At 59.3% G+C, this 25,450-nt stretch carries 22 protein-coding genes and 2 pseudogenes; 8 read left to right on the top strand and 16 right to left on the bottom strand.

Features of this window, described 5'->3' with window-relative positions; translation table 11 throughout:
- Positions 1-17: 17 nt before the first annotated feature.
- The gene (locus E6B08_RS20055; RefSeq protein ID WP_136915626.1) at positions 18-551 is read right to left on the bottom strand and encodes a hypothetical protein; all 534 of its coding nucleotides are present in this window, start codon (positions 549-551) and stop codon (positions 18-20) included.
- Positions 552-921: 370 nt separating this feature from the next.
- On the opposite strand from E6B08_RS20055, the gene E6B08_RS20050 reads away from it, so the two are divergent.
- Genes E6B08_RS20050 through E6B08_RS20025 form a run of 6 tightly spaced genes read left to right on the top strand, consistent with a single transcriptional unit; the run spans position 922 to position 6,418 of the window.
- A complete protein-coding gene (locus E6B08_RS20050; RefSeq protein ID WP_136915625.1) occupies positions 922-1,455 on the top strand; it encodes a flavin reductase family protein in 534 nt (177 codons plus the stop codon).
- A gap of 50 nt (positions 1,456-1,505) precedes the next feature.
- Entirely contained in the window at positions 1,506-2,174 is a 669-nt protein-coding gene (locus E6B08_RS20045) for an NADPH-dependent FMN reductase (protein WP_136915624.1), read from the top strand.
- Positions 2,171-3,103 carry a VOC family protein gene (locus E6B08_RS20040; RefSeq protein ID WP_136915623.1) on the top strand — a complete coding sequence of 311 codons (933 nt, stop codon included), beginning with the start codon at positions 2,171-2,173 and terminating at the stop codon, positions 3,101-3,103. Before E6B08_RS20045 ends, E6B08_RS20040 begins: the two co-directional genes overlap by 4 nt.
- A 31-nt stretch (positions 3,104-3,134) precedes the next feature.
- Positions 3,135-3,998, top strand: coding sequence for a fumarylacetoacetate hydrolase family protein (locus E6B08_RS20035; protein WP_136915622.1), 864 nt, complete (start codon positions 3,135-3,137; stop codon positions 3,996-3,998).
- Positions 3,999-4,049: 51 nt separating this feature from the next.
- On the top strand, positions 4,050-5,504 hold the full coding sequence (locus E6B08_RS20030) for an aldehyde dehydrogenase (protein ID WP_136915621.1): 1,455 nt from the start codon (positions 4,050-4,052) through the stop codon (positions 5,502-5,504).
- Between the two features lie 26 nt (positions 5,505-5,530).
- Complete coding sequence (locus E6B08_RS20025) at positions 5,531-6,418, top strand: acetoacetate decarboxylase family protein (protein WP_136915620.1); 888 nt, start codon at positions 5,531-5,533, stop codon at positions 6,416-6,418.
- A 73-nt stretch (positions 6,419-6,491) separates the two neighbouring features.
- Here the strand turns inward: E6B08_RS20025 and E6B08_RS20020 are convergent, their stop codons facing one another.
- Positions 6,492-7,154 (bottom strand): TetR/AcrR family transcriptional regulator, encoded by a 663-nt coding sequence (locus tag E6B08_RS20020; protein ID WP_238349248.1) that lies wholly within the window; start codon positions 7,152-7,154, stop codon positions 6,492-6,494.
- A 344-nt stretch (positions 7,155-7,498) separates the two neighbouring features.
- Positions 7,499-8,557, bottom strand: coding sequence for a LacI family DNA-binding transcriptional regulator (locus E6B08_RS20015; protein WP_136915618.1), 1,059 nt, complete (start codon positions 8,555-8,557; stop codon positions 7,499-7,501).
- Between the two features lie 173 nt (positions 8,558-8,730).
- Between E6B08_RS20015 and hisD the strand changes: the two genes are divergently transcribed.
- Both hisD and E6B08_RS20005 read left to right on the top strand, forming a co-directional pair.
- Positions 8,731-10,038, top strand: a complete 1,308-nt coding sequence (hisD, locus tag E6B08_RS20010) for a histidinol dehydrogenase (protein ID WP_136915617.1) — start codon at positions 8,731-8,733, stop codon at positions 10,036-10,038.
- Positions 10,039-10,168: 130 nt separating this feature from the next.
- Complete coding sequence (locus E6B08_RS20005; protein ID WP_136915616.1) at positions 10,169-10,948, top strand: SDR family NAD(P)-dependent oxidoreductase; 780 nt, start codon at positions 10,169-10,171, stop codon at positions 10,946-10,948.
- Between the two features lie 67 nt (positions 10,949-11,015).
- On the opposite strand, the gene E6B08_RS20000 is transcribed toward E6B08_RS20005, so the two are convergent.
- From E6B08_RS20000 to E6B08_RS19930, 13 genes and pseudogenes are all read right to left on the bottom strand, one after another.
- Positions 11,016-11,639, bottom strand: a complete 624-nt coding sequence (locus tag E6B08_RS20000) for an SMP-30/gluconolactonase/LRE family protein (RefSeq protein WP_136915615.1) — start codon at positions 11,637-11,639, stop codon at positions 11,016-11,018.
- A 118-nt stretch (positions 11,640-11,757) separates the two neighbouring features.
- Positions 11,758-12,696: pseudogene (locus E6B08_RS19995) on the bottom strand (ArdC family protein).
- 712 nt (positions 12,697-13,408) lie between these two features.
- Positions 13,409-13,774, bottom strand: coding sequence for a DUF3085 domain-containing protein (locus tag E6B08_RS19990; RefSeq protein ID WP_136915614.1), 366 nt, complete (start codon positions 13,772-13,774; stop codon positions 13,409-13,411).
- A gap of 818 nt (positions 13,775-14,592) precedes the next feature.
- Positions 14,593-16,130 (bottom strand): annotated as a pseudogene (locus E6B08_RS19980) (conjugal transfer protein TraG N-terminal domain-containing protein).
- 9 nt (positions 16,131-16,139) lie between these two features.
- Entirely contained in the window at positions 16,140-16,445 is a 306-nt protein-coding gene (locus E6B08_RS19975; RefSeq protein ID WP_136915612.1) for a hypothetical protein, read from the bottom strand.
- Entirely contained in the window at positions 16,442-17,797 is a 1,356-nt protein-coding gene (locus tag E6B08_RS19970) for an integrating conjugative element protein (RefSeq protein WP_136915611.1), read from the bottom strand. The genes E6B08_RS19975 and E6B08_RS19970 overlap by 4 nt, the downstream gene beginning before the upstream one ends.
- Positions 17,797-18,768, bottom strand: coding sequence for a TIGR03756 family integrating conjugative element protein (locus tag E6B08_RS19965; protein ID WP_416194358.1), 972 nt, complete (start codon positions 18,766-18,768; stop codon positions 17,797-17,799). The genes E6B08_RS19970 and E6B08_RS19965 overlap by 1 nt, the downstream gene beginning before the upstream one ends.
- Positions 18,769-18,989: 221 nt before the next feature.
- Positions 18,990-21,731, bottom strand: coding sequence for a conjugative transfer ATPase (locus E6B08_RS19955; RefSeq protein ID WP_136915609.1), 2,742 nt, complete (start codon positions 21,729-21,731; stop codon positions 18,990-18,992).
- The gene (locus E6B08_RS19950; protein ID WP_136915608.1) at positions 21,731-22,147 is read right to left on the bottom strand and encodes a TIGR03751 family conjugal transfer lipoprotein; all 417 of its coding nucleotides are present in this window, start codon (positions 22,145-22,147) and stop codon (positions 21,731-21,733) included. The genes E6B08_RS19955 and E6B08_RS19950 overlap by 1 nt, the downstream gene beginning before the upstream one ends.
- Positions 22,110-23,618: a TIGR03752 family integrating conjugative element protein gene (locus E6B08_RS19945; protein WP_136915607.1), complete on the bottom strand. Its 1,509-nt coding sequence runs from the start codon at positions 23,616-23,618 to the stop codon at positions 22,110-22,112. The genes E6B08_RS19950 and E6B08_RS19945 overlap by 38 nt, the downstream gene beginning before the upstream one ends.
- The gene (locus E6B08_RS19940; protein WP_136917454.1) at positions 23,608-24,414 is read right to left on the bottom strand and encodes a TIGR03749 family integrating conjugative element protein; all 807 of its coding nucleotides are present in this window, start codon (positions 24,412-24,414) and stop codon (positions 23,608-23,610) included. Before E6B08_RS19940 ends, E6B08_RS19945 begins: the two co-directional genes overlap by 11 nt.
- Positions 24,414-25,052: a PFL_4703 family integrating conjugative element protein gene (locus E6B08_RS19935; protein WP_136915606.1), complete on the bottom strand. Its 639-nt coding sequence runs from the start codon at positions 25,050-25,052 to the stop codon at positions 24,414-24,416. The genes E6B08_RS19940 and E6B08_RS19935 overlap by 1 nt, the downstream gene beginning before the upstream one ends.
- On the bottom strand, positions 25,049-25,450 hold the full coding sequence (locus E6B08_RS19930) for a TIGR03750 family conjugal transfer protein (RefSeq protein ID WP_136915605.1): 402 nt from the start codon (positions 25,448-25,450) through the stop codon (positions 25,049-25,051). Before E6B08_RS19930 ends, E6B08_RS19935 begins: the two co-directional genes overlap by 4 nt.

The raw sequence follows: 25,450 nt of genomic DNA, 5'->3' as shown, positions 1-25,450 counted from the left end.
TCTGGACCCGGACATCATTAATGCTCCGGCGGTGGGGGCGGGAGTGCGGCACTCCAGTGTTCCGTCATCTGTCCGGTGCGTACCCGGAACATGGTGGGCACGAAGCGCTCGACGTCGCCGCTTGGTGCCCCCTGAAGCAAGAGAGAAACCACTTCCCCCGCGTTCATGATGCAGATCGGCATTGGGGGCCAGAGGTCGATGCCGGCCTCAAGTGCACCACGGAAGAACGCAGCCAAAGGCGCCCTGCCATTACCCAGGTGTGGGTCATGCTGACGGTAGTCGGAGCTGAGGAAGCGTTCGAGCAATGCATCGATGTCCTCGGCTAATCGGCCGCTGGCGATTAGCCGAGCGAGTTCGCGCTGAAAGTCCACGACAACTCGCCGACGAGCAGTGTCCTCGGGGGTGTCGCTCTGCACCAGTCGGTCGATGTATTCCTCGTTGTCCATCCAGCACCGGAAAAATGCGGGATCGAGGATGGTTGCGAGGTTGCCTTCGAAGCGATAGGGAGGCGAGAGCGAAGTTGGATCTGAGTTCAAGTGCAGGTCTGCCACTGGGCTTTCTCCTGAGTGCTGTTTTTATTGTTCTGCGCAGCATTAGCTGGCGTGCGATCAGTCTATTAGTGAACGGTACTGTTCTGTCAACATTTACTTGCCTGCATTTTTTGGTTGTTGCGCTCTGTAAGCACCTGAAATTTCGGCAGTGCAAAGGTGATTTTTGGTAGTTAACCTATTAAAAACAGTGAGTTAAACGTTAATTTTGGCGAAATTTTTGATTGGGTGGGATAGCCGGATTGGCTAAAGACATGGCGCTTGCAATGGCTCGAAAGCTTGTTTAGAGTACGAAACAGTACACACAAACAAGAAAGTGGAGATAGCCGTGGTAGAGCTTCCCGAAAAAAACGTACAAAAGAGCCCTCGTGCAATGCATGAGGTCGAACAGGCTGTGGAGGGGCTTGCTTCGGATGATTTTCGTCAGGCCTTTCGAAGCCATCCAGCTGGCGTGGCGGTAATCACTGCAGACGATGGCGGCGGGCCGGTCGGCCTGACCGCAACCTCGGTGTTCTCGGTAAGTGCCGAGCCTCCGCTGTTCTCGTTCTCGCTCTCGTCGGCATCGCCGACGGCTCAAGCAATTGCAAATGCCGACACGTTGGTCATCCATCTGCTGGGTGTAGAGCAGCGGGAAATAGCACAGCTGTTCTCTTCCCGTGGCGCCGACCGATTTGGCGATACGCGCCGATGGGCGCGCTTGGGCAGTGGCGAGCCGTACCTGGTCGACGCACCTATCTGGGTCCGAGGCCGGGTGGTTGAACGCCTGCGGATGCAGGCAGGCGCATCGATTGTGATCGCTTGCCATGCGCTCGAAGCGCATTTCCCAGCGGCAGATGAATACTCGCCCTTGGTCTATCACGACCGCGCCTGGCATCAGCTTGGAGCGCACTCCAGGTTGCCCGACTGATTCGTCGGCTTCCTCAACTCCCGTTCAATGAAATCAGCGAAGGAATAACCATGCCCAAATTACTGATCGTCATCGCCAGCACTCGACCAGGGCGCCTCGGGCTACCCATTGGCAAATGGGCCGCTGAGGCGGCGGCAGCACATGGTGGATTTGAAGTCGAAGTTGCCGACCTTGCCGAGCTTGACCTCCCCTTGTTCGATGAGCCCTTTCCTCCGCGAATGGGCAAGTACATCCATGAGCGCACCCAGCGTTGGAGCGAGCGGGTTGCCGCTGCTGATGCGTTTCTGTTTGTGACGCCAGAGTACAATTACGGTCCTCCCGCTAGTCTGCTCAACGCCATTACCTACCTGTACTGGGAGTGGACCTACAAACCGGCTGGTTTCGTCAGCTACGGGGGCATGGGGGCAGGCCTGAGAGCGGTGCAAGCGCTCAAGGATACGGTCACCGCTGTGCGGATGATGCCGGTTGCCGATGGTGTCGCAATCCCATTCGTGATGAAGCAGGTGCAAGACGGCGTATTCCATTCGACGCCCATCATCGATGAAACCTTGCCTTTCCATCTCAATGAGTTGCTGCGCTGGTGCAATGCTCTGGCACCATTGCGTGCCGAAGTGCCATTGCGCCGCCGTGAGCTGCCACCTGGAGCACCACCACCTCCACCTGCCGGCGCACCAGTCGCAGCGAACATTGCTCCACCTCTTGAAGGAGTGCGGCAGTGATCATCATCGAAGACATTGCCTTCGTCCGCTACCAGGTAACCGATCTTGGGAAGATGCAGGGTTTTCTTGAAGACTTCGGGATGCAGCGGGTGGCGCTTACCGCCACTGCGCTGTACATGCGCGGAGCGGGAACCGCTCATCATTGCCATATCAGTGAACTCGGCAAACGCAATGCAGCCGTTGGCTTCGGCGTATTCGCCCGGTCTCTAGCTGATTTGCAGAAGCTCGCCGCGCAAACGGGGATGCCTGTCGAGGATAATCCCGAACCTGGAGGAGGTAAGCGGGTACGGTTACTTGATCCTGCCGGTTTTCGCCTGGACGTCATCCATGGTCAGGCTCGTCATGAGCCTTTGCCGGGAAGAGCTCCGGTGCTTATGAACGCCTCGTCCGAGCGCCAGCGTTTTGGCCGAACGGTGAGGGTTGGCAGGGCTCCGAGCCAGGTCATGCGCCTTGGGCATGTCGCGGTGCTGGTGCCGGACTTCACCGCGTCGTTGGCGTTCTACCGTGACGTGCTGGGTATGCGTATTTCCGATACCTACTGGGCGGGCGAAGAGAGCAACACGATTGCTGCGTTCCTGCACTGTGGGTTAGGTGATCAGTGGACTGACCATCACACCGTAGCGTTGATCGCAAGCGAGGAGCCTAATGCCCGCTTCGATCATGCGGCCTTTGAAGTGCTCGACCTGGATGACCTGCATCAGGGGAGCGAGCACCTGAAGGCCCAAGGTTACAGGCACTCATGGGGCGTTGGTCGTCATGTTCAGGGCAGTCAGATCTTTGATTACTGGCGCGACCCGTTCGGCAACAAGATCGAACATTGGACGGACGGGGATCTAGTCAACGATAGCACGCCCACCGGTCACGCACAGATAAGCAATGACGAGCTCAGTCAGTGGGCTCCCCCGCTGAATCCCGAATTCTTTAATTGAATACGCTGTATCCCACTTCCCTGGAGAACCCATGAAACTTGCGCGCTACAGCTACAACAACAAGACCATTATCGGCGCCATTCACAATGAACGTGTGGTGCCTTTGTCCGAGCTGGATCCTGCTGCACCTGCCACCGTGCGTGAGGTCCTGGCTGCAGGTCCGGAGCTGCTTGCAAGGCTCGAGAAGGCACTGGTCACCAGTCGTGGCGGCGTGCCGCTGGTGGAAGTACGCCTTGAGGCGCCAATTCCTGATCCGCAGAAGTACCTTGCCATCGGCATGAATTATCACGACCACGCAGAGGAGTCGCGGCGTGCTGGCTTGAAGGTGCCGGAGCATCAACTTTGGTTCAACAAGCAGGTCAGTTGCATCACTGGCCCGTTCGACCCGGTTTACAAGCCCCGTGTAAGTGAGAAACTCGACTATGAGGCTGAGTTGGGTGTCGTGATTGGCCGTCGTTGCCGCTATATATCCGTCGAAGAGGCTGCCAGTGTAATTGGGGGATACTTCGTTGCCAACGATGTATCAGCGCGCGATTGGCAGTTCAGGAGCCCGACCTTCACCCTGGGTAAGTCGTTTGACAGCCATGGCCCAATCGGTCCGTGGATCACCACAGCGGACGAAGTCACCGATCCTCATGCCTTGCAGATGCGCCTGTGGGTGAACGGTGAATTGCGCCAGAGCACCTCTACCGGGGGCATGATCCACAACATCTGGCAGCAAATAAGCGAGCTCTCTCAAGTCATGACGCTTGAGCCTGGAGATCTGATCGCGACCGGCACCTGCGCTAATGTCGGCATCGCCCTTGGCAAGTTCCTCCAGCCTGGAGATGTGGTGCGCGTTGAGATCGAAGGACTTGGCAGTATCGAAAACCCTATTGCGGTTGACCCTCTGTAAGTCACGAAACGGTGCGTGTTATTGCGCACCGATCGTACTAAGGACTCTGATATGTTCGAAGTGTATTTATTGATCGATGGAAAGCCGAAAGCGTCGAGCAACGAAGCGAAATTCGAGCGGCGTAATCCTTTGTCGGCGCACAGTGTTTCACGTGCAGCTGCGGCAACGGTAGAGGACGCGCAGGCAGCGGTCGATGCGGCTTTCCGGGCCTTTGGGGCATGGTCGAAGACAGGTCCAGGCGAACGCCGAGAGTTGCTGTTAAAGGCCGCGGAGGTTGTCGAGGCACGCGCTGATCGATTCATCGAAGCGATGGCGGCGGAGACCGGAGCTAGCGAGTCGTGGGCGCAATTCAACGTGCAATTGGCAGCCAACATCCTACGTGAGGCCGCTGCGCTGACCACTCAAATAACGGGTAGCGTGATTCCCTCGGATCAACCGGGCAATCTGGCGTTGGCTATGCGTCAACCAGCAGGTGTGGTTGTCGGCATGGCTCCCTGGAATGCCCCGGTAATACTTGGTGTCCGCGCCCTCGCAGTGCCGTTGGCCTGCGGTAACACAGTGGTATTGAAGGGCTCGGAGCTTTGCCCTCACACCCATGAGCTGATCGTCGACGCATTATTTGAGGCGGGTTTACCTGCTGGAGTCGTCAACTACCTTACCTGTGCGCCGGGAGATGCAGCGTCAGTGGTGTCATCGATGATTGCGCATCCAGCCGTGCGCCGAGTGAACTTCACGGGCTCTACCAGGGTTGGTCGCATGATCGCGTTGAGCTGCGCCGAGCACCTTAAACCTGCCGTGCTTGAGCTCGGGGGCAAAGCTCCTCTGTTAGTGCTTGACGACGCGGATCTGGATGCGGCGGTGGATGCTGCAATCTTTGGAGCGTTCGCTAACTCTGGGCAGATTTGCATGTCGACCGAGCGGATCATTGTCGATCAGAGCGTTGCCGATGAGTTTGTTGAACGACTGGCAGCTCGCGCCAAGAGCCTGCCAATGGGTGATCCCCGAGAGATGACGCCCGTTGTGCTCGGCTCATTGATTGATGACGCTGCGGTGGCTCGCTGCAATGCGATGATCGATGATGCGCTGGCCAAAGGCGCCACCTTGCTGTGCGGGGGCAAGGCTAGCAACACATTGATGCCTGCCACGCTGCTCGATCATGTCACCTCGGATATGAAGATTTATCACGACGAGTCGTTTGGGCCGGTGAAGCCAATAGTGCGCGTGAATGGGGTGGAGTCGGCAATCACTTGTGCCAACGATAACGACTATGGGTTGTCCGCTGCTGTCTTCGGGCGCGATGTTTCACGTGCATTGGAGGTGGCCGGGCGCATCGAGTCGGGGATCTGCCATGTCAATGGTGCCACCGTTCATGACGAGGCGCAGATGCCCTTTGGCGGCATCAAGGCCAGCGGATACGGTCACTTTGGTGGTCAGGCGGGAATCGACGCCTTTACCGACCTGCGTTGGATTACGCTCCAGACCACTTCACGTAAATATCCTTTCTAACACTGCAGCCCAATAGGAGTATGACAATGACAATCGAATTGAGGCCAGGTGTGCGTTATCGGATGCCCGTGGTGTTCGGCCCGGCTCCAGGCCCTCGGCAGAAGGCCGATGGGACGATGTGGACGGCTGATGAAACCGGCATCATGCAGGCCCAGTGGATGACCGTGAAGTACCGTACTGAGCGAGCCAGTCTTGAACGTATCCTGCCGCCCGGTTTCGAGTTGCGTGGAGAGCCCGAGGTGCACGTTTCCCTGGCTTACTTCAACAATCTTTACTGGCTGGCCGGCCGCGGCTACGGGATCCTCAACGTGGAAGTGCCTGCGGTGTATACCGGAAAATCGGAGCGTATTGAGGGAGCCTTTTGCCCAGTGCTGTTCGAAGGTATCCCGGACGCGATCATGACTGGGCGCGAAGAGTTAGGGTTCCCTAAGTTGTTTGCCGAAATTCCGAAGTTGGCAATCAATCACCAGGCCGGAACTGCAGGCGGCGAAGCTTCCTGGTTCGACTTTCGCTTCTTCCAGATGGAGCTTCAGGGCTTGAAGGAAACCCACGGCGACAAAAAGCTGCCAGGGCCAGGCGGTGCAGCGCTGTTCTATAAATACCTACCGCGCACGGGTAGTTCAGGTTCCGGTGGGTGTGACGTGGCGTATGTGACGACCTCTCAGCCGTTGCCAGATGCTGAAGGGGACAGTTCGCCGATCAAATTCAGCGATGCAAATTTCAGGAAGTGGACTGCCGAAGCCGGATCGGTGGCTTGGAATCGTGCGACGTTTGAGCAATTGCCGACAACGTTCCATATCATCAACGGTTTGGCCGATCTGGAAAATTTGGAGTTCCTGGGCGCTGAAATGATCGAGTTCTCGGCGCCTGGCGTCGCAGTGTCTGCAAATGTGCTTCGGCCAGTGGAAGGCTGAAACATATACGAGGTGACGTCCTCAGTCAGGGCCCAGGTTCCAATTTGGTTCCTGGGCTTTTTGCTCTCGTTACTCAGGCGCGGCGGACCAGCTTCATGAGCACGTCATCTACCAGTGAAGTGAGTACACGCTCATCGATGATCTCATCGAGCATTGCCCGATGCAGTAGGGCAGGTAGTGCAAGTTCCGCGACGAGGTTTAAGTCTGCCTCGGGGGAAACCTCGCCGCGGGCGATGGCGCGTTTGAGTGGGCGTTGAAGAGACTCGCGATAGTTTTCTCGGGTTTCCTGACGCATGACGGCCATGATGGTCGAGTCTCTTTGGGCGCCATCGATTAGGGCAATGATCAGGCGCTTGTTGGTTTGTAGCATCGCTGCTGCAGATTGGAGAATGGCGAGAAACTCCTGGCGCAAGGAGCCCAAATCACCAGGGTCGCCAGGACTTGCACCTCCAAAGCTCATGCGAATGGCATCGCGGATCAGCTCCGATTTGGTAGCCCAACGCTTGTACAAGGTTTGTTTGGACGCCTGTGCAGCAAGAGCAATGGCGTCAATGGTCACCCCCTCGATACCACGGTCCGCTACGAGTTCGAGCACGATGCGCTGAATGTCCTCAAGCCGTGATTCCCCGCGCGCGCGTGGTGTTTGTGGTTTGAGAGTGGATTTGTCGGATGCTTTTTTCTGGCGTTTAGGCGCCTGGGCAATGGTATCGATCACGTTTTCTTCGGGCGTTTGCACAATGCTCTTTCCGTATCTGAGGGCAGCGGTGGCGCGGGTGGCCAAGCCCTCGAAGAATGTCTGCAAGTAGCGGGGCTCGGAAGGTTAGATTACAGGATGGCGAACCACAGGGTGAGGATAGCACGATAAGGTCGCAAAAACGGTACTGGCTTGTTTGTTTTGTCGGATTTTAGTGGCAGTCTCGACGCCGAGGTTTGGGCTGGAAAGCCAGAAGCGTCCTTTCTGGTCGGGACTCTCGTGGTAAAAAGAGAATTTGATATTTGCTCCTTTTTAAAAAAATTTTATGGAACGAGTAAGTACAAAATCCGTGAGCAGTTGCTCTTCAGTCATCCTTGCCTTTGGGCTCACCGCTGCCAAATCGACATGCCGTCGACGGTACTGACTTGAATGCTGCAAGGTATGCGGGAACTGCTTCGGATTATTAGCTCTCCCCGGACGACTTCATGAATCGCTGGTGTGCTGATGTCCTCCAGTTGCGCTTGAATAACGTCCACGGCCTTTCTCGCCATGCGTTCGATCGGTTGAGCGTAGGTAGTCAGCCCTAGCAGCGGCCAATTGGCCATTTTGATGTTGTCGAAACCGACCACAGAGATATCCTTGCCAGGTGAAATGCCAGACTCGAACATTACATTCAGTACGGCAATAGCCGTCAGGTCATTGGCGCAGAAGATCGCATCCGGCGGCTCCGGCAAGGCTAGCAGTCTCTGCGTTGCGGCCATTGCCTCGAGCATGTCGAAATTGCCCATTTCTCGTAAGGGCTGGTTTTGGCCCAGTTGTGCAAGCCTTGCATAGAAACTCTGTTCCCGATCACGGCTGGTAGAGGAGTGAGCTGCACCCGCAATGAAAGCCGGTCGACGATGGCCTGTCTGAACCAGGTAGTCTGCTATCAGGGCGCCACCGTCGGTATTGTCACCCGTAACGCTCGATATTGCCGGCGAATCGACTTTGCGGTTGAGCATCGCAACAGGCAGGCCAACCCTTTTGCACTCATCAGCAAAGCGTGAAGAAAGACTTGCTGAAACCATGATTAGAGCATCAACCCGGTGCCGCAGCACATCTTCCATGATCGGGTCGGAATTTTCCTGGTGGGCTGTCGAAAATAGCAATACCCGATACCCCTCAGGTTCCAGTGCTTTGGACAGGCACTCCAGCACTTCCGCATAGAAAGGGTTGGTCATGCTCGGTACCACCACACCGATCAGCCCTGATCGACGTGTAATCAGTGAGCGAGCCACCAGGTTGGGGCGGTAGCCCAGAGTGGTGGCTGCCTCCATCACCTTGGCTCGAGTTGCCTCGGCCACACTGGCGCCCTTGGTGAAGGTGCGGGAAACCGCTGATTGTGAAACACCGGCAAGCTTGGCCACATCATGCGCGGTCACTGGTCGACGGACTGAATCAATCATCTTGAGCCCAGCTCTAGGCAAATCACTATCGTAACGATTGCAGGGCGACCCAGTCATCCAGGTCCTACAGGAAAACTTGGCTATGCCCCTTCTCATGGTGACGAGACTGATTTAACATCGGCTTGCATACGTATGCAATCGTCCTCAAAAAATAACAATCGTGGAGGCTGCACATGGCCAAATGGCTCAAGAAAGGCGTAGAAGCACAGGTCATCAAAGAAGCAGACCAAAAGGTTAGGGAAACGGTCGAGCAGATTCTCGCTGACATCGAGGGCCGCGGTGACGCCGCAATTCGTCAGCTCTCGATTCAATTCGATAAATTCGAACGCGACAGCTACCGGCTCACCCCGGCAGAAATCGATGCGTGCTATTCGCAGCTGAGCAAGCGGGATTTGAATGACATCTCCTTTGCCCAAACCCAGGTGCGCAACTTCGCCCAGCATCAGCGAGACAGTATCCGAGACTTGGAAGTCGAAACGCTTCCTGGCGTCATCCTCGGTCATAAGAACCTGCCGATCAATGCTGCGGGCTGTTATGTGCCTGGTGGCAAGTATCCGTTGCTGGCATCAGCACACATGTCGGTGCTGACGGCCAAGGTTGCCGGTGTGCCACGGGTTGTCACCGCCGCGCCGCCGTTTCAAGGTAAGCCGGCACCTGCCATCGTGGTTGCGCAGCACATGGCAGGGGCAGATGAAATCTATTGTCTTGGCGGTATTCAGGCCATTGGTGCCATGTCAATCGGTACGGAGAGTATCGCTCCAGTAGATTTCCTGGTGGGGCCGGGTAACGCATTTGTTGCCGAGGCAAAACGGCAGCTGTTTGGTCGTGTGGGGATCGACCTGTTTGCAGGGCCAACCGAGACCCTAGTGATTGCAGATGAAAGTGTCGACGGCGAACTTTGTGCCACAGATCTGCTCGGGCAGGCCGAGCATGGTCCGGATTCTCCGGCAATACTGCTCACTACCAGTGAATCTCTCGCTCGCGACACGCTCGCCGAGATCGAGCGTCTGCTGGCGATCCTGCCAACTGCCCAGATTGCCCGCAAAGCGTGGGACAGTTTCGGTGAGGTAATCGTCGCTGACAGCGACGAAGAGATGCTGGCTATTGCTAACGAACTGGCCTTCGAGCACGTGCAGGTGATGACACGTGATCCTGACTGGTTCCTCCAGCACCTGCGCAATTACGGTGCGCTGTTCCTAGGACCGCGCACGAATGTCGCATACGGTGACAAGGCTATTGGTACCAACCACACCTTACCGACGAAAAAGGCGGCGCGTTACACCGGCGGATTGTGGGTTGGCAAATTCCTTAAAACCTGTACTTATCAACGGGTGATTAGCGACGAAGCCTCAGCGCTGGTGGGATCCTACTGTTCGCGCTTGTGTGCGCTTGAAGGTTTCGCCGGACATGGCGAGCAGGCCAATATTCGCGTGCGTCGTTATGGAAAGCGTAACGTGCCGTACGCCGGGATCGATGAATAACGAAGACCACATAACGCCAGGTTTGGCTTCATTCGTGACCACGGTGTTCTCGCAGAAGGTATGTGCAAAGCCGTTGTCGCGAATGGCCAGTTCAGTCTTGACGTGTGCAACTAGAATGCAGGAAACACCAATGTCTAAACATCACCCATTCTCGCCACCGTCCTTTCGACTGGACGGTAAGATAGCCCTGATCACCGGCGCCAGTGCTGGCATCGGTGCTGGCATTGCGTCGGCGTTCAGCGCCGCAGGGGCAAAAGTAATTATCCTGGCGCGCAAGCTTGAGCCGTTAAACGAGCTTGCTGCCAGTATCGAGGAGCAAGGCGGTCAAGTGGAAATCGTGGCTTGTGACGTGACGGATCGCATTGCAATTCGTTCTGTTATTGCTGCTATGCCGCGCCTGGACATCCTGGTTAACAATGCAGGCACCAATTTCCCTGAGCCTGTTCTTGAGGTGACTGATGAGCACCTAGACACCATGCTTAATCTTAACGTCATGGCTTGTTTCGTAACCGCTCAAGCGGCGGTGAAGAAAATGCAAAGCAACCCTGGGCCCAACCCCGGAGTGATCATCAACATTTCCTCGCAAATGGGGCACGTTGGCTCGCCCAACCGTACTGTTTACTGCATGACCAAGCACGCGGTCGAAGGCCTTACCAAAGCGTTGGCAGTGGAGCTTGCCGGCATTGGTATTCGGGTCAATACAATCTGCCCCACATTCGTCGATACTCCCTTAATCCGACGCATCGTCGATACCCCGGAAAAAGTAGCATTCCTGCTGTCGAAGATACCAATGGGGCATATGGCGCAAGTGGAGGATGTGGTCGGGGCGGCGCTTTACCTTGCAAGCCCAGCCGCTCGTATGGTCACGGGTACCTCATTGATGGTAGACGGAGGCTGGACTGCACAGTGAAGGGAGGTCGATATGGCTAGGAGTCGCTGCCCTGATTTGGCAACGCTCCTTGTCATTTCGAACTTCATCAAGTCGGCACCCGCATTTGTAATAAACAGCCTGATTCAGGGGCGCTCCCTAGCACTTCAAGTTTCAACGCATGTCGTGCACTTGTGATAAACAATGTGCGTCCATCTACCCCTCCGAAACATAAGTCAGTAGGGCTGGGTACTGGTAAGCCAATCATACGGTCGAGATTGCCTTCTGGATCGAAGCGCGCAAGGCTCCAGCCGTCGAGTTGAGTCGTCCAAACTCCACCTTCCGGATCCAGTGCCAAACCGCTTAAGGTGCCACCGCCACGTGGAAGGGAGGCTAAGCGGCGAATGGAAGGGTTGTTGGTGTGAAGCTGCAGAATATCGCCATTGGCAGGCACTAGTGCATGCACCGTTTCGCCTTTGGCATCCCATTGAAACGCGCAGATTTCTTCTGGTAATGACCATCCGTGGCGTAGTTCACCTTCGGCGCTGACCTCGCCGACAATGCAGCCATTGCTATTTTTTGCGCAGGCCCACAGTGCACCAGAAGGGTGGGTAGCCAAGGCTAGTAAGCGGCTGCCCAACAGGTCTTGGCGCGGGTGTTCTCTACCTTCCCAATCAACTAGGGACCAGCCGCCAGCTTGAGATATCAATAATCCGTCTGTTTGCAGTTCCATTCCTCGCACACCGTCGAGAGCTGGCTGCAGTAACCGCTTGCTCAATTGCAGTGGCCGATGCTCGGCGTTGCAGGCAAAGCAAAGGCCCCGGTAGGGGCCTTTCTATTCAAGTGAAAAGTCACGCCATGAGCCGTTCGGTGGTCTCGCTGGCGTGATTCGACTGCAGCGCCACTAGGTACTCGGACGCCTCACGGGCCTGACCGCTGGCGCGGAAGATGGCCCGCTTATCTTCCTTGAGGATCTTCAACCACGACGCCAAATACTCTTCGTGGCGCAGCTCGCCCTGGGTGCCGGTGAGGGCGCAGAGGAATGCCGCGCCCATTTCGGCGACCAACTCCTCGAAGGCGTACGCCGTGGAGCCGAAGGCGTGCCCACCCGTGATGCCTTCCCGGTTGAGGCGGCCGTGGTGACCCGACCAGTGCGTCAGTTCATGTAACGCGGTTGCATAGTAGCTGCCGACGTCCGTGAACTGGGCCTTCGTGGGCAATTGGATGAGATCCCGTATCGGTAGATAGAATGCGTCATCCCCGTAGCGATGCTCGATACGGGCGCCGCTGGCGGCCAACAGTCACTCGGCAGGTGCATGATCGATGAACGCCACCGGATCGTCACTCTCATCGTGGTGCTGCTCGTCGTTGGGTAGTCCCTCGGTCTGCTCAATGTTGAACAGGCAATGCGTCCGTAGCAGTGCGAACTGCACCATCTTGACGTTACCTTGCTCATCAAGGACGACCTGACCGTCTTCGTCGTGCGCTTCCTTGCTCATGGGTTTGTACAGCACCCCGAGGGTCGATTGTTCGCCCTTGCGTACGTGACCACCAGCTTTGCGGGCCTGGTTGTAGGTGAGCCAGCGATCCTGGTGGTATCCGCGCAGGCGGGCTTCGGCCCACAGTAGTGGAATGTTGATGCCGGCATAGGGGCGCTGGGTGATCGCGTTAATGGGGAAAGGTGCGTCAGCACTTGAGCCTGAAGTGGTCCAGGGTTTGATCCACGGAATGACCCCGTGGCTCAGGGCACTGACAATCTTGTTGGTGACGTCCAGGTAGATATCGGACATGACGTTCTCCAGTCAAAGAAGGGGAACGCTGCCCGGCCGGGAAGGGTTCCCGGTGGGGTTAGTGGACAGTGGTAGTGTGGGCGTTCAGGCCGATGAGATGTCCACACCGATCTCATGTGGCAACCTGATGTGAAGAAAAACAGGGCCGGTCTCTGGCGTGATGTGAGTCACCAGTAACTGAGGGGCAGTTGCCGATGAGCGTGAGTCGTTCTGGGAAGGTTGGCTGAGCGGTAGCTCGAGCGACTGGTGCAGGTGGCGACGGTCTACCGATGCCAGGGCGATGCCCAATACGGCTTGCAAGCGCTGCCCTGATTGCTCGACTGCGTCAGTAGCCGTACCAACCTCTGCGATGAATTGCCATATGCCTGGGCTTAGGACAATGGCGGGTAAGGAGCGGTTCTTACTGGACACTGTTGCCTCCCGGGAGCTGATCCTGCGATGGCTTCACGCGTAACTCGAGGGAAGTCCCATCGCCACAACTCACACTGCGAACTGGGCGTGTCTAGGCATTAAAACGCGCTTGCCTGTGGGGTCAATGCTCAATCTAGGGCACCGAGCAGGTCGAGTTTCCAGCCGCTTCCAGCGAAGGCTTTCCATCCCAAAATTCCAGATGAATGGCTCGCTGCTGTTGGCGTGGAGATTGATTGGAGCGATATCCCAGAGAGACACAAACTCGTGCTTCCCTGGAACATCGTATGTGTCTCCAAAGCAGTCAGGACTTCCCGGGCAGGGCAATCTCAGCAGCGATGTACAGGTGTGTGGATGTGGCCTCAATCACCAATGCCCCGTCGGTGCCGCGTAGGCTTTCCAGAACGGGATCATCAAGGTCGAAGTACTCGGCGAAATCGTCGCCACCGAATTCACTGCGTGCGCGATTCCACCAGGCGTCAAAGTCGTCGACGTCAGGGTTGCAGCCCATGGCGTAGGCAATGTGTTTGCGGCTGCCTCCGTCGGGTTTGTTTTCGCCGAACTCGGACATGAGGTAGACACCCTGGTCTTTGACCAGGACGACTCGGCAGCCGATGACGGCAGCTTCAGTCAAGACAGCATGAAGTTCTGTTCCTGTGAAGCGCAACATGGTGAGTTCCTCCGGGCAGTGCAGAGGAATGCCACCCATGCGGGAAGAATTCCCAGCACGGAAATGGAAAAGGAGCTTCAACGGAGCAGGGCTCAGTGAGGCCGATGTGAAAGGGCGCTCATCACCGCGGGGGCGGTAACCGGGCGAGCCACCGAACGCTAATCGCCCTTGGGACAACCGTCACGGGAGTGACGTGGCCTTGAAGGTTGAGGCCACCTGGGGTGCTGGAATTCCAGCGCTTGCAGGTCCGGTTTATCAAGCGGGTTGGCATAGCGTCAATGGTTATTTTCAGAAGGGTGCACTGTGTCAATCCATGCAGTGCCACTGACGATGACCAGCGTAAACCAAATGATCAACGGTCATGGAAATCCTCGGGAGAGGAGTAAGCTAAAGCTTGGATCCAAATTGTCTGTAGCGGTTTGGCCGCAAGTGCGGTGAAGTAAATGGAGGTACGAAAATGAAGGCCCCAGCTACTTCAAACTCTTGCCGTACTCCATTCGGCAGGTACTTGATTCGTGCCGCAGGTCGAGCGGGACGATTGGTGAGTCAGCTAGAAGTCAGCGTTATGCACTCATCGATTTTGGCGAGCGTGCCGTTTGGGTATCGTCGGCTCGGTATGCAGACCGTTAAGTTGATTCTCTTGCTTGCTGTCGCATCAGTCGCATTAATCCTGGCTATCGGAATGGTTGCTCTGTGGACCATCGCGGCGCTGCCTATCAGTACTGATAGGCAACCTCGGATACATGAAATGAGTCACCCTCGACATCATCTCAGATATCCAGAAATGTACGATGACGATGGCACCCCGAGGTAAGCAGTCATTTCGATTTGGGGGCTGCCGACATTAGTTGCGATGTCCCTTTTCAGCCTGTGCCTGAGCCCCTTCCGTTGCGCGCGTCAAGAGAGTTTGTACGCCACTGCCCACGTTGTATCCAGCCCAGCTCATTACGCTGAGGAAAAACATCGGCAACACGACAAACATTACTCCCATCACATACTCGATGACTTGTGCAGTGACCGTCCCATCCATGAACCCTGCTGTTGGCAATGACATTAGCGCCTGGTCCGTGGCAGAGACCTGGTGGTACAGCGTGTCGAGCATACTCGAGTCGATCCAGCGGGCCAGCTCCCACCAAAACGTCAGCATGTGCAGCGTGAACAGCGCGAATGTGATCGTCATCAACGCCTTTAGCTGGTAGGTGCTGATCAGCAGCACCAGCGGCAAGCTGATGATCGTGCCCATGATCAGGAAGGCCTGCACCATGGGCAATGCAGCGCGCAGTGCATTCATCGCTGGGAAATTGCTGAAAGAACCCAGTGCCAGGCCGGTATTGGTGGCGAGGTTGTTGAGCCCTTGCGTCAACGAGCCGCCTCGCGCACTGCTGCCGTAGTCCTGGAACACCTGACCAGGCGCCATGCTCAATGACTGCTGGCGCGGGCTCACCAGTTCACGCAGGGTGGCATCTTCGATTTCGGTCGAGCTGCGCCCGGTCAGCCAGCCGCGCAACTGCGTGAGCAGATTGGGATCGACCTTGGCGACCAGGCGATCGCGCAAGCCGACTGTGGCATCACTCCACCATTGCTTGCAAGTCGGGTAACCTGCTCCGTTGTCCAACTGGGGCAGAGAGGTATCTCGCGTCTCGTTATATGGCCAATCAACCCGAGGCGTGCGCGAGCGATCCGTGTCGTAGTAACCCGGCGTGTCGAGTAGGTAAGTCGAGCCAATCCAGGACGCATCGTAGCTCTGCGATTCGTCCAGCTCGGGGCGGTTGGTAAATAGTCGCGAGCGCGAAAAGCCATAGCAGTCGCGAGTAAAGTCGGCGACCTCCTGCAGTAGTACCTGGTCATTGATCCGCGAGCTGTCAATCTCCATGCGCATTGCACGAATGTCGGGTGCGCAGGGAATCGACGCTGTGGCAGCGGCGGTGATGCCCTTGCTCATGGCATGCACCAGGTACCACCACACCGGCACGTTGGCGGATTTCTCGCCGATGGTATTGAAGGTGGTTCCCCAGGCCGTGTCGGCGGGCTTGGCCATCGACACGCCACAGCGCTGGCTCGCCGCATCGTCGAAGGTCACGGAGGACAGGTTGAGCGGGAAAAACGGCATGCAGCCAAACAGGATGACGACGTAGCTCATCCACAGCCGGTTCTCGACGCGGGGGATCGACAGCAAGCCCTTGTTGCCCTCGTCGGCCCCCTGTTGGCGGGCGGATAACCACTCCTGCAGGATAATCGCCCCAAACGGCGCAGCGAACAGCCCGGTGTCCGCCAGCGTGTTCCAGATGCCGTTGTTGATGATCCACGCCAGCAGCGACAGGTAGTATTCGAGGTAGCTGTTGGTGCTCATGTTCATGGCTGCACCTCACACGCGCGACAGTTCGACCAGGATGATCGAGCTGAAGCCGATCAGACCCAAACGCAAGAGCCGTTGCTGGTCTTCAGGGGGCGGCCGCAAGCGGAGTGCTCCGGTCCAGCCGGCGAAAATCAGGGTGTACAGTAGGGCTCGCCAGTAGGCGAGATACGGCGTACTCCCCCGTGACTCCTTGATCCATTCCAACTGGGGGCCGCTCAATTGCAGCGCCATCGAGGCCATCAGCAACATGACCATCACGACGCCGAGGATCAGCAGGCCCCGAACGACCGAGCTCCTCACAGAAAACGGCATCATGGCGTGCTCCTTCCCTGATTCGCTCGCTGCAGGCGGTCTGGGCGTGGATCGCGCTGGTCGATATTGCGTGAGGCATCGGCGCCACCGGCGTGGCGATCAAGGACCAGGCTGGCGGTATTGGTGGCCAGCGCTTGGCGCACTTGCAACTCCGTTTGCAGCAGGCGGATCTCGCGCTCCAGCGTTTCGACGTTACTGTTGAGGGCGGTAGTGGCGGGCTGCGCCGACGCCACATTGGGTTCACGGCTACCGGCCAGCAACGTGCGCTGCAGCAGCATCGCCTTGTAGATCACGCTCGACAACGCGGTCTCGCTGGCCAAACGTCGGGCCAATAGGTTCTGATCAGGGTCATCGCGCAGGCCCTCGATGACGCCGCGCGAGACCTGCAGCAACGGGCTGGAGACTTTACCGAGGTTTTCTGGCGTGGGCTCCTCTGCGCCCGACAGCATGCGCTGCAAGCCCTCAAGATGCTGCGTGTAGGTTTCCTGGATCAGTGGCGTAAGACCGGCGCCCGCGCTCACGCGCAGCGTCTCGCAATCGTCACAGGTCTCCACCTCGGTTTCGCCGAGCACGCGAGCGGCCCATTCGGCAGCCTCCTCGGGGCTCGCCCAGGCCTGGCAGATCGCGCCGTTCTGACAACTCGAGCCGACGGCCGAGGTGTCTTCGACTGAGCGGTTGTGCAGCAGGTTGTAGCCCGCTTTGACCACGTCCGAGGTCACCCGGATCGGCGCCTGGCCATGACCGCCGGCTTTTTGCCCGCCGACCCAGCTGACCCCGTTGTTGCCGTTGTTCGATTCGGTGTCCTTTACCGCAGTCACGGCATCACCGTCGGACTGCTCCAGGTTGTGCTGCATTTCCTGGTTCTTCGCCAGTGCCCCCCAACCGGCCTGGTCCACCTTGTCAGCCATCTTCGCCGCCATCGCCTGGCAGGTGAGCTTTGACCGGTCAAAGTCGATGCGCCCCTGCAGCACGCCGTTGCTCAGCAGCTCGTACAGCCCGGGGTTGGCGCGCTGGATGATCATTGCCGGCAGCGACATCACCGCCTGGGTGGCGTTCTGGATGACGTTGCCCATGATCTGCTGGAAACCCTGGGTGGCACCGTTGAGCTGGTTCTGCAGGGTGTTGGAGAGGTTCATGTTTCCGCACATCATGTTTGCCCGCCAGGACAGGCCCACTCCGAGTCCGCTGGGACGGTAGAGCGAGGACGGCGCGCCCGCCGCCGACCCGCCACCGATGGTGTACATCACCCGGTCGTCCAACACCTGGGCCTGGTCGCCCAGGTGGTAGCCACTCTCGGCGGCGTGGCCGACGGTGCAAACGAAGAGACATACCAACCCGATCGAGAGGGTGTTCATCACTGGCCTCCATCAAAATCGATGCTGAATAGGAAGGTCTGGCCCATGCGTTGGCAGCACCTGTACGGGCGCCACAGCGACCAGGCGTAGGCGCCCTCGGCACTCTGGATCTTTGGGCTGGGGAAGATGGCGCAGGTGGTCTGCACCATCGGTGCGAGCAACTGCCAGCGGTGGTTGTTGAGGTTGTTCTCCATCACCGGCTGCGGCGGCCAGTAACCGGGAGCTGGCATCGGCTGCAGCGGCAGATACACATGGGGTTGGCCTACGCGGGTGATGAAGTCACTGGCGCGCTGCGCCATCACCGCAGCGGCCTTGAAGTCGTCGGGCTGTACCAGGAAGCCTTGCCGTGGATAGACGCTGCCCCACATGTTGCCGAGGGCCTGGCTCCCGATCTCGCGCACGCCCGGGACAAGCGCCTGCGGGTACACGGACTCGGGAAGGGCGTGGCGCCACGCCAGCGGATCAAGCGTGCTGAGGTAGTAGGGCGCAAGCGGCACCGCTCCACTCGGACACGCATAGCCGAAGCTGTTGGCCAGGGCCGTCAGGGCAGCGCCGCCGGGATGCCCGATGCCGTCGACATTCTTGAAACGGGGCAGGTTGTTGCGCTGCGCCGAGGGCGTGATCAGGTTGCCCCCGCCTTGCGCCATGGGCGTCGGTGCCGACAGGGCAGACATCTCGCTCCAGGGGTTGCTGCCGGTGTCGGAATAGCTCGACACCACTAGCTCGGGAATGAAGTGGCGAATCTTGGGCGAGGTTCGCACCGTGCAGCCGAAGGGCGTGCACAGCAGCCAATAGCAGACCCCGACGACGCGGTACTCCAGACACTGCAGTGATCTGACTGAGGCAATGATGGCGGGGGTGGTCAGCGCCAGGCACTGCTCGGCAGCCATGAGCAACGCGATCGCGAGAAAGGCGCGACCTCGGCCAGGTTTCTTCGGCTGTGGCGTTCGGCATGGGGTAATCAGGTTCATCGGCAGCGCTCGGCAAGGGACAACGGTGTGCATCCATGCGCCGAGTTGCAGCATCGCGGATCAGGCTAATGAGGGGGACGGACAAACCGAGACTCGTACGTTCGGTTTCTTCAGCCGGCAGGATCAGGACAGCAATCTGTCCTAAATCACCGATTGAGTACAAATGTACTCCTGTCGATTTTTATTGATCAGCAGGCCCAGAACATCGTGTGTTCCGAGGTTCAGGACATGCCCCGCAGGCGGTCGATTTCCGCCGCAATCTGCAGCGCAGCCTCCAGCTCGGACAGCTGATGCGCTTCCATCAGCCGCCAGCGTTGAGCCTTTTCCTCGGGCTCGGTCATGGCCAGGGCGAGGTACAGGCTCGGCGGAACTGCGCGAAATAGCGTCTCCAGTTGCTTCGACAAGACTACCCCCTCGGTGTATTTACCCGAGGCTTTGCTCGCCGACAGGAGCAGGGTCTTCTGTGCTGGCGTGAGTTTCTTGAAGCGCGCGATCTCTTCGATCTCCGCCGGCGGCATGTTCAGGCAGATCCACCACTCGATCATGTTGAGCATGGTCTGCGCCGCGTCGGGGAAGTCGGCCAGGTTTTGCGTTGCCAACCAGAACCAGGCGCCGAGCTTGCGCCACATTTTGGTGCCTTTGACCACGAAAGGTGCCAACAGCGGGTTCTTGGTGATGATGTGGCCTTCGTCGGTGACCATGATGATCGGGCGACCGAGGTATTGGTCGCGTTCGGCAAGGTTGTTCACCGTGTTCATCAGGCTGATGTAGCTGATCGACATCTGCGCTTCATAGCCCTCGCGGGCATAGGTGGCGAGGTCGACGATCGTGACATCGCTTTCCGGCCAAGGGGTGCCAGGCCGATCAAATAGCGCACCCTCAAAGCCCTGGCAGAACAGGTCGATGGACTCGGCCATTTCCTGAGCCCGCTCGCGACGCTTGTCGGGCAGGTGGGCGTCGCTGGCCACCGTGCGAAGCGCATCACGGACATGGCGCGTCATGACCTGCTGGCCGCGGGCCGCACACTGCCTGGCGGCGTCGAGGATGCACTCGCGAATCAGGCTGCGGTCTGCCCGGGTCAGTCGCGCTTCTTCCTTGGCTTCGCCCCCGGTGATCATCAGGCGGGCGGTGATCTCCAGCTCGCCCAGCACATCGCGTTGCTCTTCACTGCCCGAAGCGTCTTCATCCAGGTCTTCGGTCGACAGACTGGCGACCTGGTCGGGGCGTTCGATCAGCCGGCGGGCATCGGCGAAGGGAGCCAGGCTCAAGCCGCTGCCCGGTTTCAGTTGGACCTTGTTGACGGTCAAACCGAGGGTGGCGAAGTAGTCGCCCTGCAGGCCAAAGGAGTTGCCGGCTTCGACAATGAACAGCCGAGGCCGGTACACGGCCATGACCTGCATCAGGATAGAAACCAAGGTGGCCGACTTGCCGGCGCCGGTCGGGCCGAACAACAGCAGGTGACCATTCATGGAACGGTCGAAGCGTGACAAGGGATCGAACGATAGCGGAGCGCCACCTCGGTTGAAGAAGGTGATTCCCGGATTGCCGGTACCGATGCTGCGTCCCCACAGCGGCAGCAGGTTGGCAACATGCTGGGCAAACAGCAACCGAGTGTACCAGTTGCGCTTGTCGCGTGCGGGGTTGTAGACCATCGGCAGCCAGCGCAGGTAGCTGTTGCACGCGGCCACTTCATCGCCCTCACGCACCGGCTGCAGGCCGGCACCGAGCAGTACATTGGCCGCCTGGATCGAGCGCTGGCGCAATTGTTGTTCATCGGCGCCGCGCAGGTACAAGGCCAGGGTACCGCGGTACAGCTTGTGCTGGCGGCCGATCAGTGCGCGGGCCTCTTCCACGTCCTGGCGGGTCTGGGTCGAGGCCAGGTTTTCACCGATGGCTTTGCGCGCCAGGCGGTTGAGCTGCTCCTCAAGCACATCTTGGGGCGTAATCACCAAGGTCAGGCTGAGGATGGCCTGCTCGGGTAGTTGATCGAACAAGGCATTGAGCGCCTCGCCCTTGCGGGTCTCGCCGGTCAGCTGGCCGATATGGGGCGGCCTGCGCAGTTTGTCGACCACCATCACCGCGTGTGGCTGCCGATCGAAGTACCACAGCCCCTGCTCGATGTTCGAGCGCGGCTCGTGGAAGAACAGCCGTTCGGCAAAGTCGTGGTCGAATGGCAGTGACAGCCCATCGCCGTCATGGGTCTCTGTGAAGGGGACGCGCTGATAGAACGCCGCCGGCGATTCGCCAGTGAGGGTGGGGGCCGGGTTGAACCAAGGCAGCAACCACGCGTAGAAGTCACGCCCATTCAGCCGACGAGGATTGACCCCGCAGGCCTGCAACGAGGCCATCAGGCGGTCACAGGTCCTTCCCAGCAACTGAGCAGGGTTTTGCCCTTCGTCGTCGGCCTGGTCACCGAGCCAGCGATAGACCACTAGCCGAATCCGTCGATTGCTGCCGCGCCAAGGCAGGTGCGACACAACAGGGTCGTCAAACAGTCCGCCGGGCTTGGCAATGGCGCCAAGGTGACGCCGAATCGACGTGAGGAAGGCGGTGGTGAACGGTGTGCCTGTCGCCCGGGGTGCAACGTACTGCCCCAGGCGCTCCAAGTACGGGGAAAAATCACTGTCGTCCTGGCAGAAGAACTGGACCACCCAGGGCGCTTGATCAAGCTCATCGAAACTGTCCTGCAGCGCATCTTCCAACGCATCGCGCGCCGCCATCAGCCACTCGGGCTCGCGGCCCTCGGTGCCGATCGGCTGCAATTCGAACACGGCGCCCACCGAGCGGTTGTCGTCGAGCAGAAAGCACTGTTCCTCCTCGAGGTATTCGACCCAAGGCAAGTGGTCGGTGAAGCTGGGGTAGTGCGCGTACTGCGCAGCCTCGTCTGCACGTGTTGCGCGCCGACGCTGCGCCGCGCGCCAGGGCTTCCAGCGCGGTGGGGTGCGATCGGCATCCTCATCCATCACAGATCGTCCAGGCGTTCGCCGGGCAGCGCGTACTGGACCTTCTCGTACAACGGGAACACGGTCGAGTAGCCAGGCACGGGTGCCTGTTGGGTACCGGCCAGGTGCGGATAGACGTACATCACCAGGTCAGGGTTGGGCAGGCGTGGGAACTGAGCGCGGATCTCGTTGGCGGCCGTACGAGTGTAGGCACTTTGGTCCTTGATCAGACGCTCGGGATCGAGAACCGGCCGGCGCAGCTCACCGCGGGCCTCTTGCAACTGCTGCGTGCCGACGGTGCCACCGCTGTTCCAGATATCCAGCATGGTGTGGTCGCCGTGGGGCAGCATCTCATCCTTGCTGGTGGTGCAGCCTGCCAGAAGTAGGGACAGCAGCAGGCTAATCCAGGTCCAGTACCGAAACGGATGGGCGTTCATGATTCACTCTCCGGCCTTTGGGTTCGTAGTCGATGCTGATTTCGTGATCTAGGTGCAAGGCCACTTTGGCCCCGGGCGGAACGTAGATGGCGGCAAAGGCTTCGCCGTAGAGCTTGTTGACCCAGTCACGAATGTCGCCGATGCCACCGCTGATGACCGAGTTCAGCGCGCTGTTGCCACTGTTCTGGCTCAGCCCCAAGCTGCCGCTGGCCGAGTTGATGAACGAGGTGTTGGTCTGTTCGCTGCCCAGCGCTGCGGCGAAGCCGGCGCCGGCTGCGGTGATCAGGCTCTGGCTGCCCAGGTACTGCTGGGCATTGGAGCGGCGCTCGCCGGCGATGCAGGGAATGCCGTAAGGGTCGGAGATGTAGCCCAGGCCCCCGCGGATTTTTTCGGTGTCCGAGGTCTGTGCGCTGCTGCGGTTGCGACTGACCACCTTCTGTGGCTGCGGCACCGTGCGAACGGTGCCGTCGCTGAAGACAAAGGTCATCGACTCGACCTGGCCGCGCACGCAGGACAAGGTCCAGTCACCGGCCGCGGTACCGCTCATGACAGCACCGACCACGTCCGGCAGGTCGATGCCGTTGGCGGTGAGGTTATCCGGTCCCACCAGCACCTTGAACGGGTAGGGATCATTCACCGTGCCGTCCACCGGCACCCGGCCAAGCAGGGCAGTCATGGCGATCGAGCCCATCAGGGTCGAGTTCTCGGGGATGGTGTAGACCGGCTTGGCGCCTTCGGCCCGATCCTGGGTGTTTTCCAGGTCGCGCTTGCCCTTGGCCACGGCGCGCAGATGGTCTTGGCTCCGGTCGATGGCGTTGTTGTCCAGGCCATGCAGATCCTTGAACTTCGACGTCAGAGACGACAACGGCCCCTCCGCTTTGCTGGCCCCCTCCTGGCCGGCACGTGCATTGGAAGGCTCGACCCACTGCACCGCATCCGCTGACGGTTGGGCTCCGGAGAATTGTTGCTCGTCACCCGGCTCGAGACCGAAGCCCGCGGGTACATCGGACTTTGCTGCCGGCTTGCTGGTGAGCTGGTCCTTGAGTCGGGACAGCAAACCCTGGGTCTCGCGGTGCTGTTGCTCGGCCTTCTGCCGAGCAACGTTGGCCTGCTGGCGCTGCTCGGTGACTTGTTGGGTGACACTGCTCAGCGTGCTCTGGATCCGGCTGTCGATATTGCCTTCGCGCGTGCGCAGCCGGTTGTTCTCAGTCTGCAGGGTTTCGTTGCCTTTCTTCAGCGACAGCATCTCGCTGCGCATCGCCTTGACCTGGCCAATCAGCGTCGCCACGGTGTCGCGCGGCGTGTCGCCAGCGATGCCGAGTGCCTTGGCCTGGTCAGGGCTGAGTGCGGTGTTCTCGGGGTCGTGGGCAGGTTGTCCATCCGGCGCCGCCATCCAGGATCTACCGATGATCAGCACAATCCCCAGCAGGACTGCTGGTACCAGCCATTTCAGCAAGCCGTTAGCTTTCATGATCGGCGGCCTCCGGTGCAGGTGGTGGCAGCAGCAGTGCGTGCTTCAGGTCGCCGCCGCGGGTGACGAGGTACGCCACGGTGGTGTCTTCAGGTGTGCCGGTGTGCCCCAGGTACTCGTGCTGGAAGGTGGCGGCATACAGGGTGGCCTGCAAGTGACGCGGGTCCAGGGTGATCTTGCCTGGCCCACGGTTGACGATCTTCACCGCCGTCACCCAATAATCACCCAGCCGCCAGGCCGCGAGCCCCTTAACGGATACGTGCTCGGTCGGCAGCAGTGTGCCGAATCCAGAGGAATCACCCAGCGGGACCCGACGCACTCCGGGCAAGGGCGCCACGGTACGCAGAGGCGCATACAGGTTCTGCGCCGCATACCGAGTCAGCACAACTGGTACCGGCGTGGCTGCAGGGGCTGCGTCCGGCTTGGTGTCCACGTCCGGCGTCTGCGCCTGGACCACGATCTTGACCGGCTCAAGTGACTCGCTACCTTCGAGCGCTTCGATATCGATCAAGATGATGTCCCCCGACTTCACCGACTGCAGCTGGAGGCGGGTAGGGGGAATGGCTTCTGACGCACGCAGGTACACCGTCCCACCCACCGATTGCACGCGCAGCTTGTTGGTGATCGCACTGGGCAATCCGACCCGGACATCTTCATCCAACATCAGGACACGTTCCTGACCCACTGTCAGCGGCACGGCCAGCGGCAGGCGGTCCCAATATTTGACCTCGACGGCGGCTGCGGCTGAACACCATCCGGCGACCGAGACCAGCATCAGGATCAAGACACGCATCATCATGCACCTCCAGGCAGCGTCAGCTTCTGCGGTGTGCCTTCGTAGCAGTCCAGGGCCAGGCCCCACTTGTTGTGCTCAGGGTCGACATCGAAGCGCACCACGCGCAGGGGATACCGCACGACCACGCGCTTCACTGGCTCGGCGGCGTAGTATTCGTCAGCATTCAGGTCGAGCTTGACCAGCCAGCTGTGCTTATCCAACTGCTTTACCCGTAGGTCTGGATCATCGCTGTAGCCGCGGCCCAGTACCTCGTACACACCGCGCACGCGGCCGCGCAGTTCGCCGGCGGCCTTGCGGTACTCGAAGTCGCCATCGAAAAAGGTTTTGCAGGCCGGTGTCAGGTAGGGCTGCAGGGCGAAGATCGCGCGGTGGTAGTCGACCTCGCCGTCGGTGGGCCAACGGTTCAGTTGGCCGAAGATGTAGAGGGCAAAGGCATAGATGTTCTCGGGAGGAACATCCCACCATTTGCGCGTGCTACCGGAGCGTAGATCCGGCGGTACGTGAATGGTCAGTTCAGACGGTGCGGACTGCCAGCCATACCAGAGCCCACTGCACAGCAGCGCTAGTATCGCTACGGCCAGGCGTAGGCTGAAGATATGCGCCTGCTGCGCATCCACCTTGTTGCGGAAGCGGCTCATGGGGTGGACCTCGTATGTCGGCGCGTACGGCGGACTGTCCATGGGCCGGAGTGCAGTATCAGGAGCTGAGAGCCGACGCCCCAGTTCACGGCCAACTGCCACTGAAGGCGTCGATACAACCAAGTCTCGGGGCGGGCGCGTTTGGCACGACGCAGCAGCTTGCCGCCACCGAGCAGTACCAGCGCCATACACAGGAACATGCAGGTGGGGAGGGTGGCGATGGAGGCAGTGGCCACCGCCAGCGGTGCGCCGAGAATCAGGCCCAGTACGGCACCCACGATCAGCGCGACCCACATCTCGTCGTTGGTGAGACCGCGCAGGACGGCCGGGTCGCGGTTGAGGCGCTCCGGCAGAAAGGTCAGCGTGCCGTCGGGGAGGGTACTAGGGACGTCTGACAT

This window comes from Pseudomonas putida (assembly GCF_005080685.1).
Classification (GTDB): Bacteria; Pseudomonadota; Gammaproteobacteria; order Pseudomonadales; family Pseudomonadaceae; genus Aquipseudomonas; species Aquipseudomonas putida_V.
This window is presented reverse-complemented; position numbering and strand designations above follow the sequence as displayed.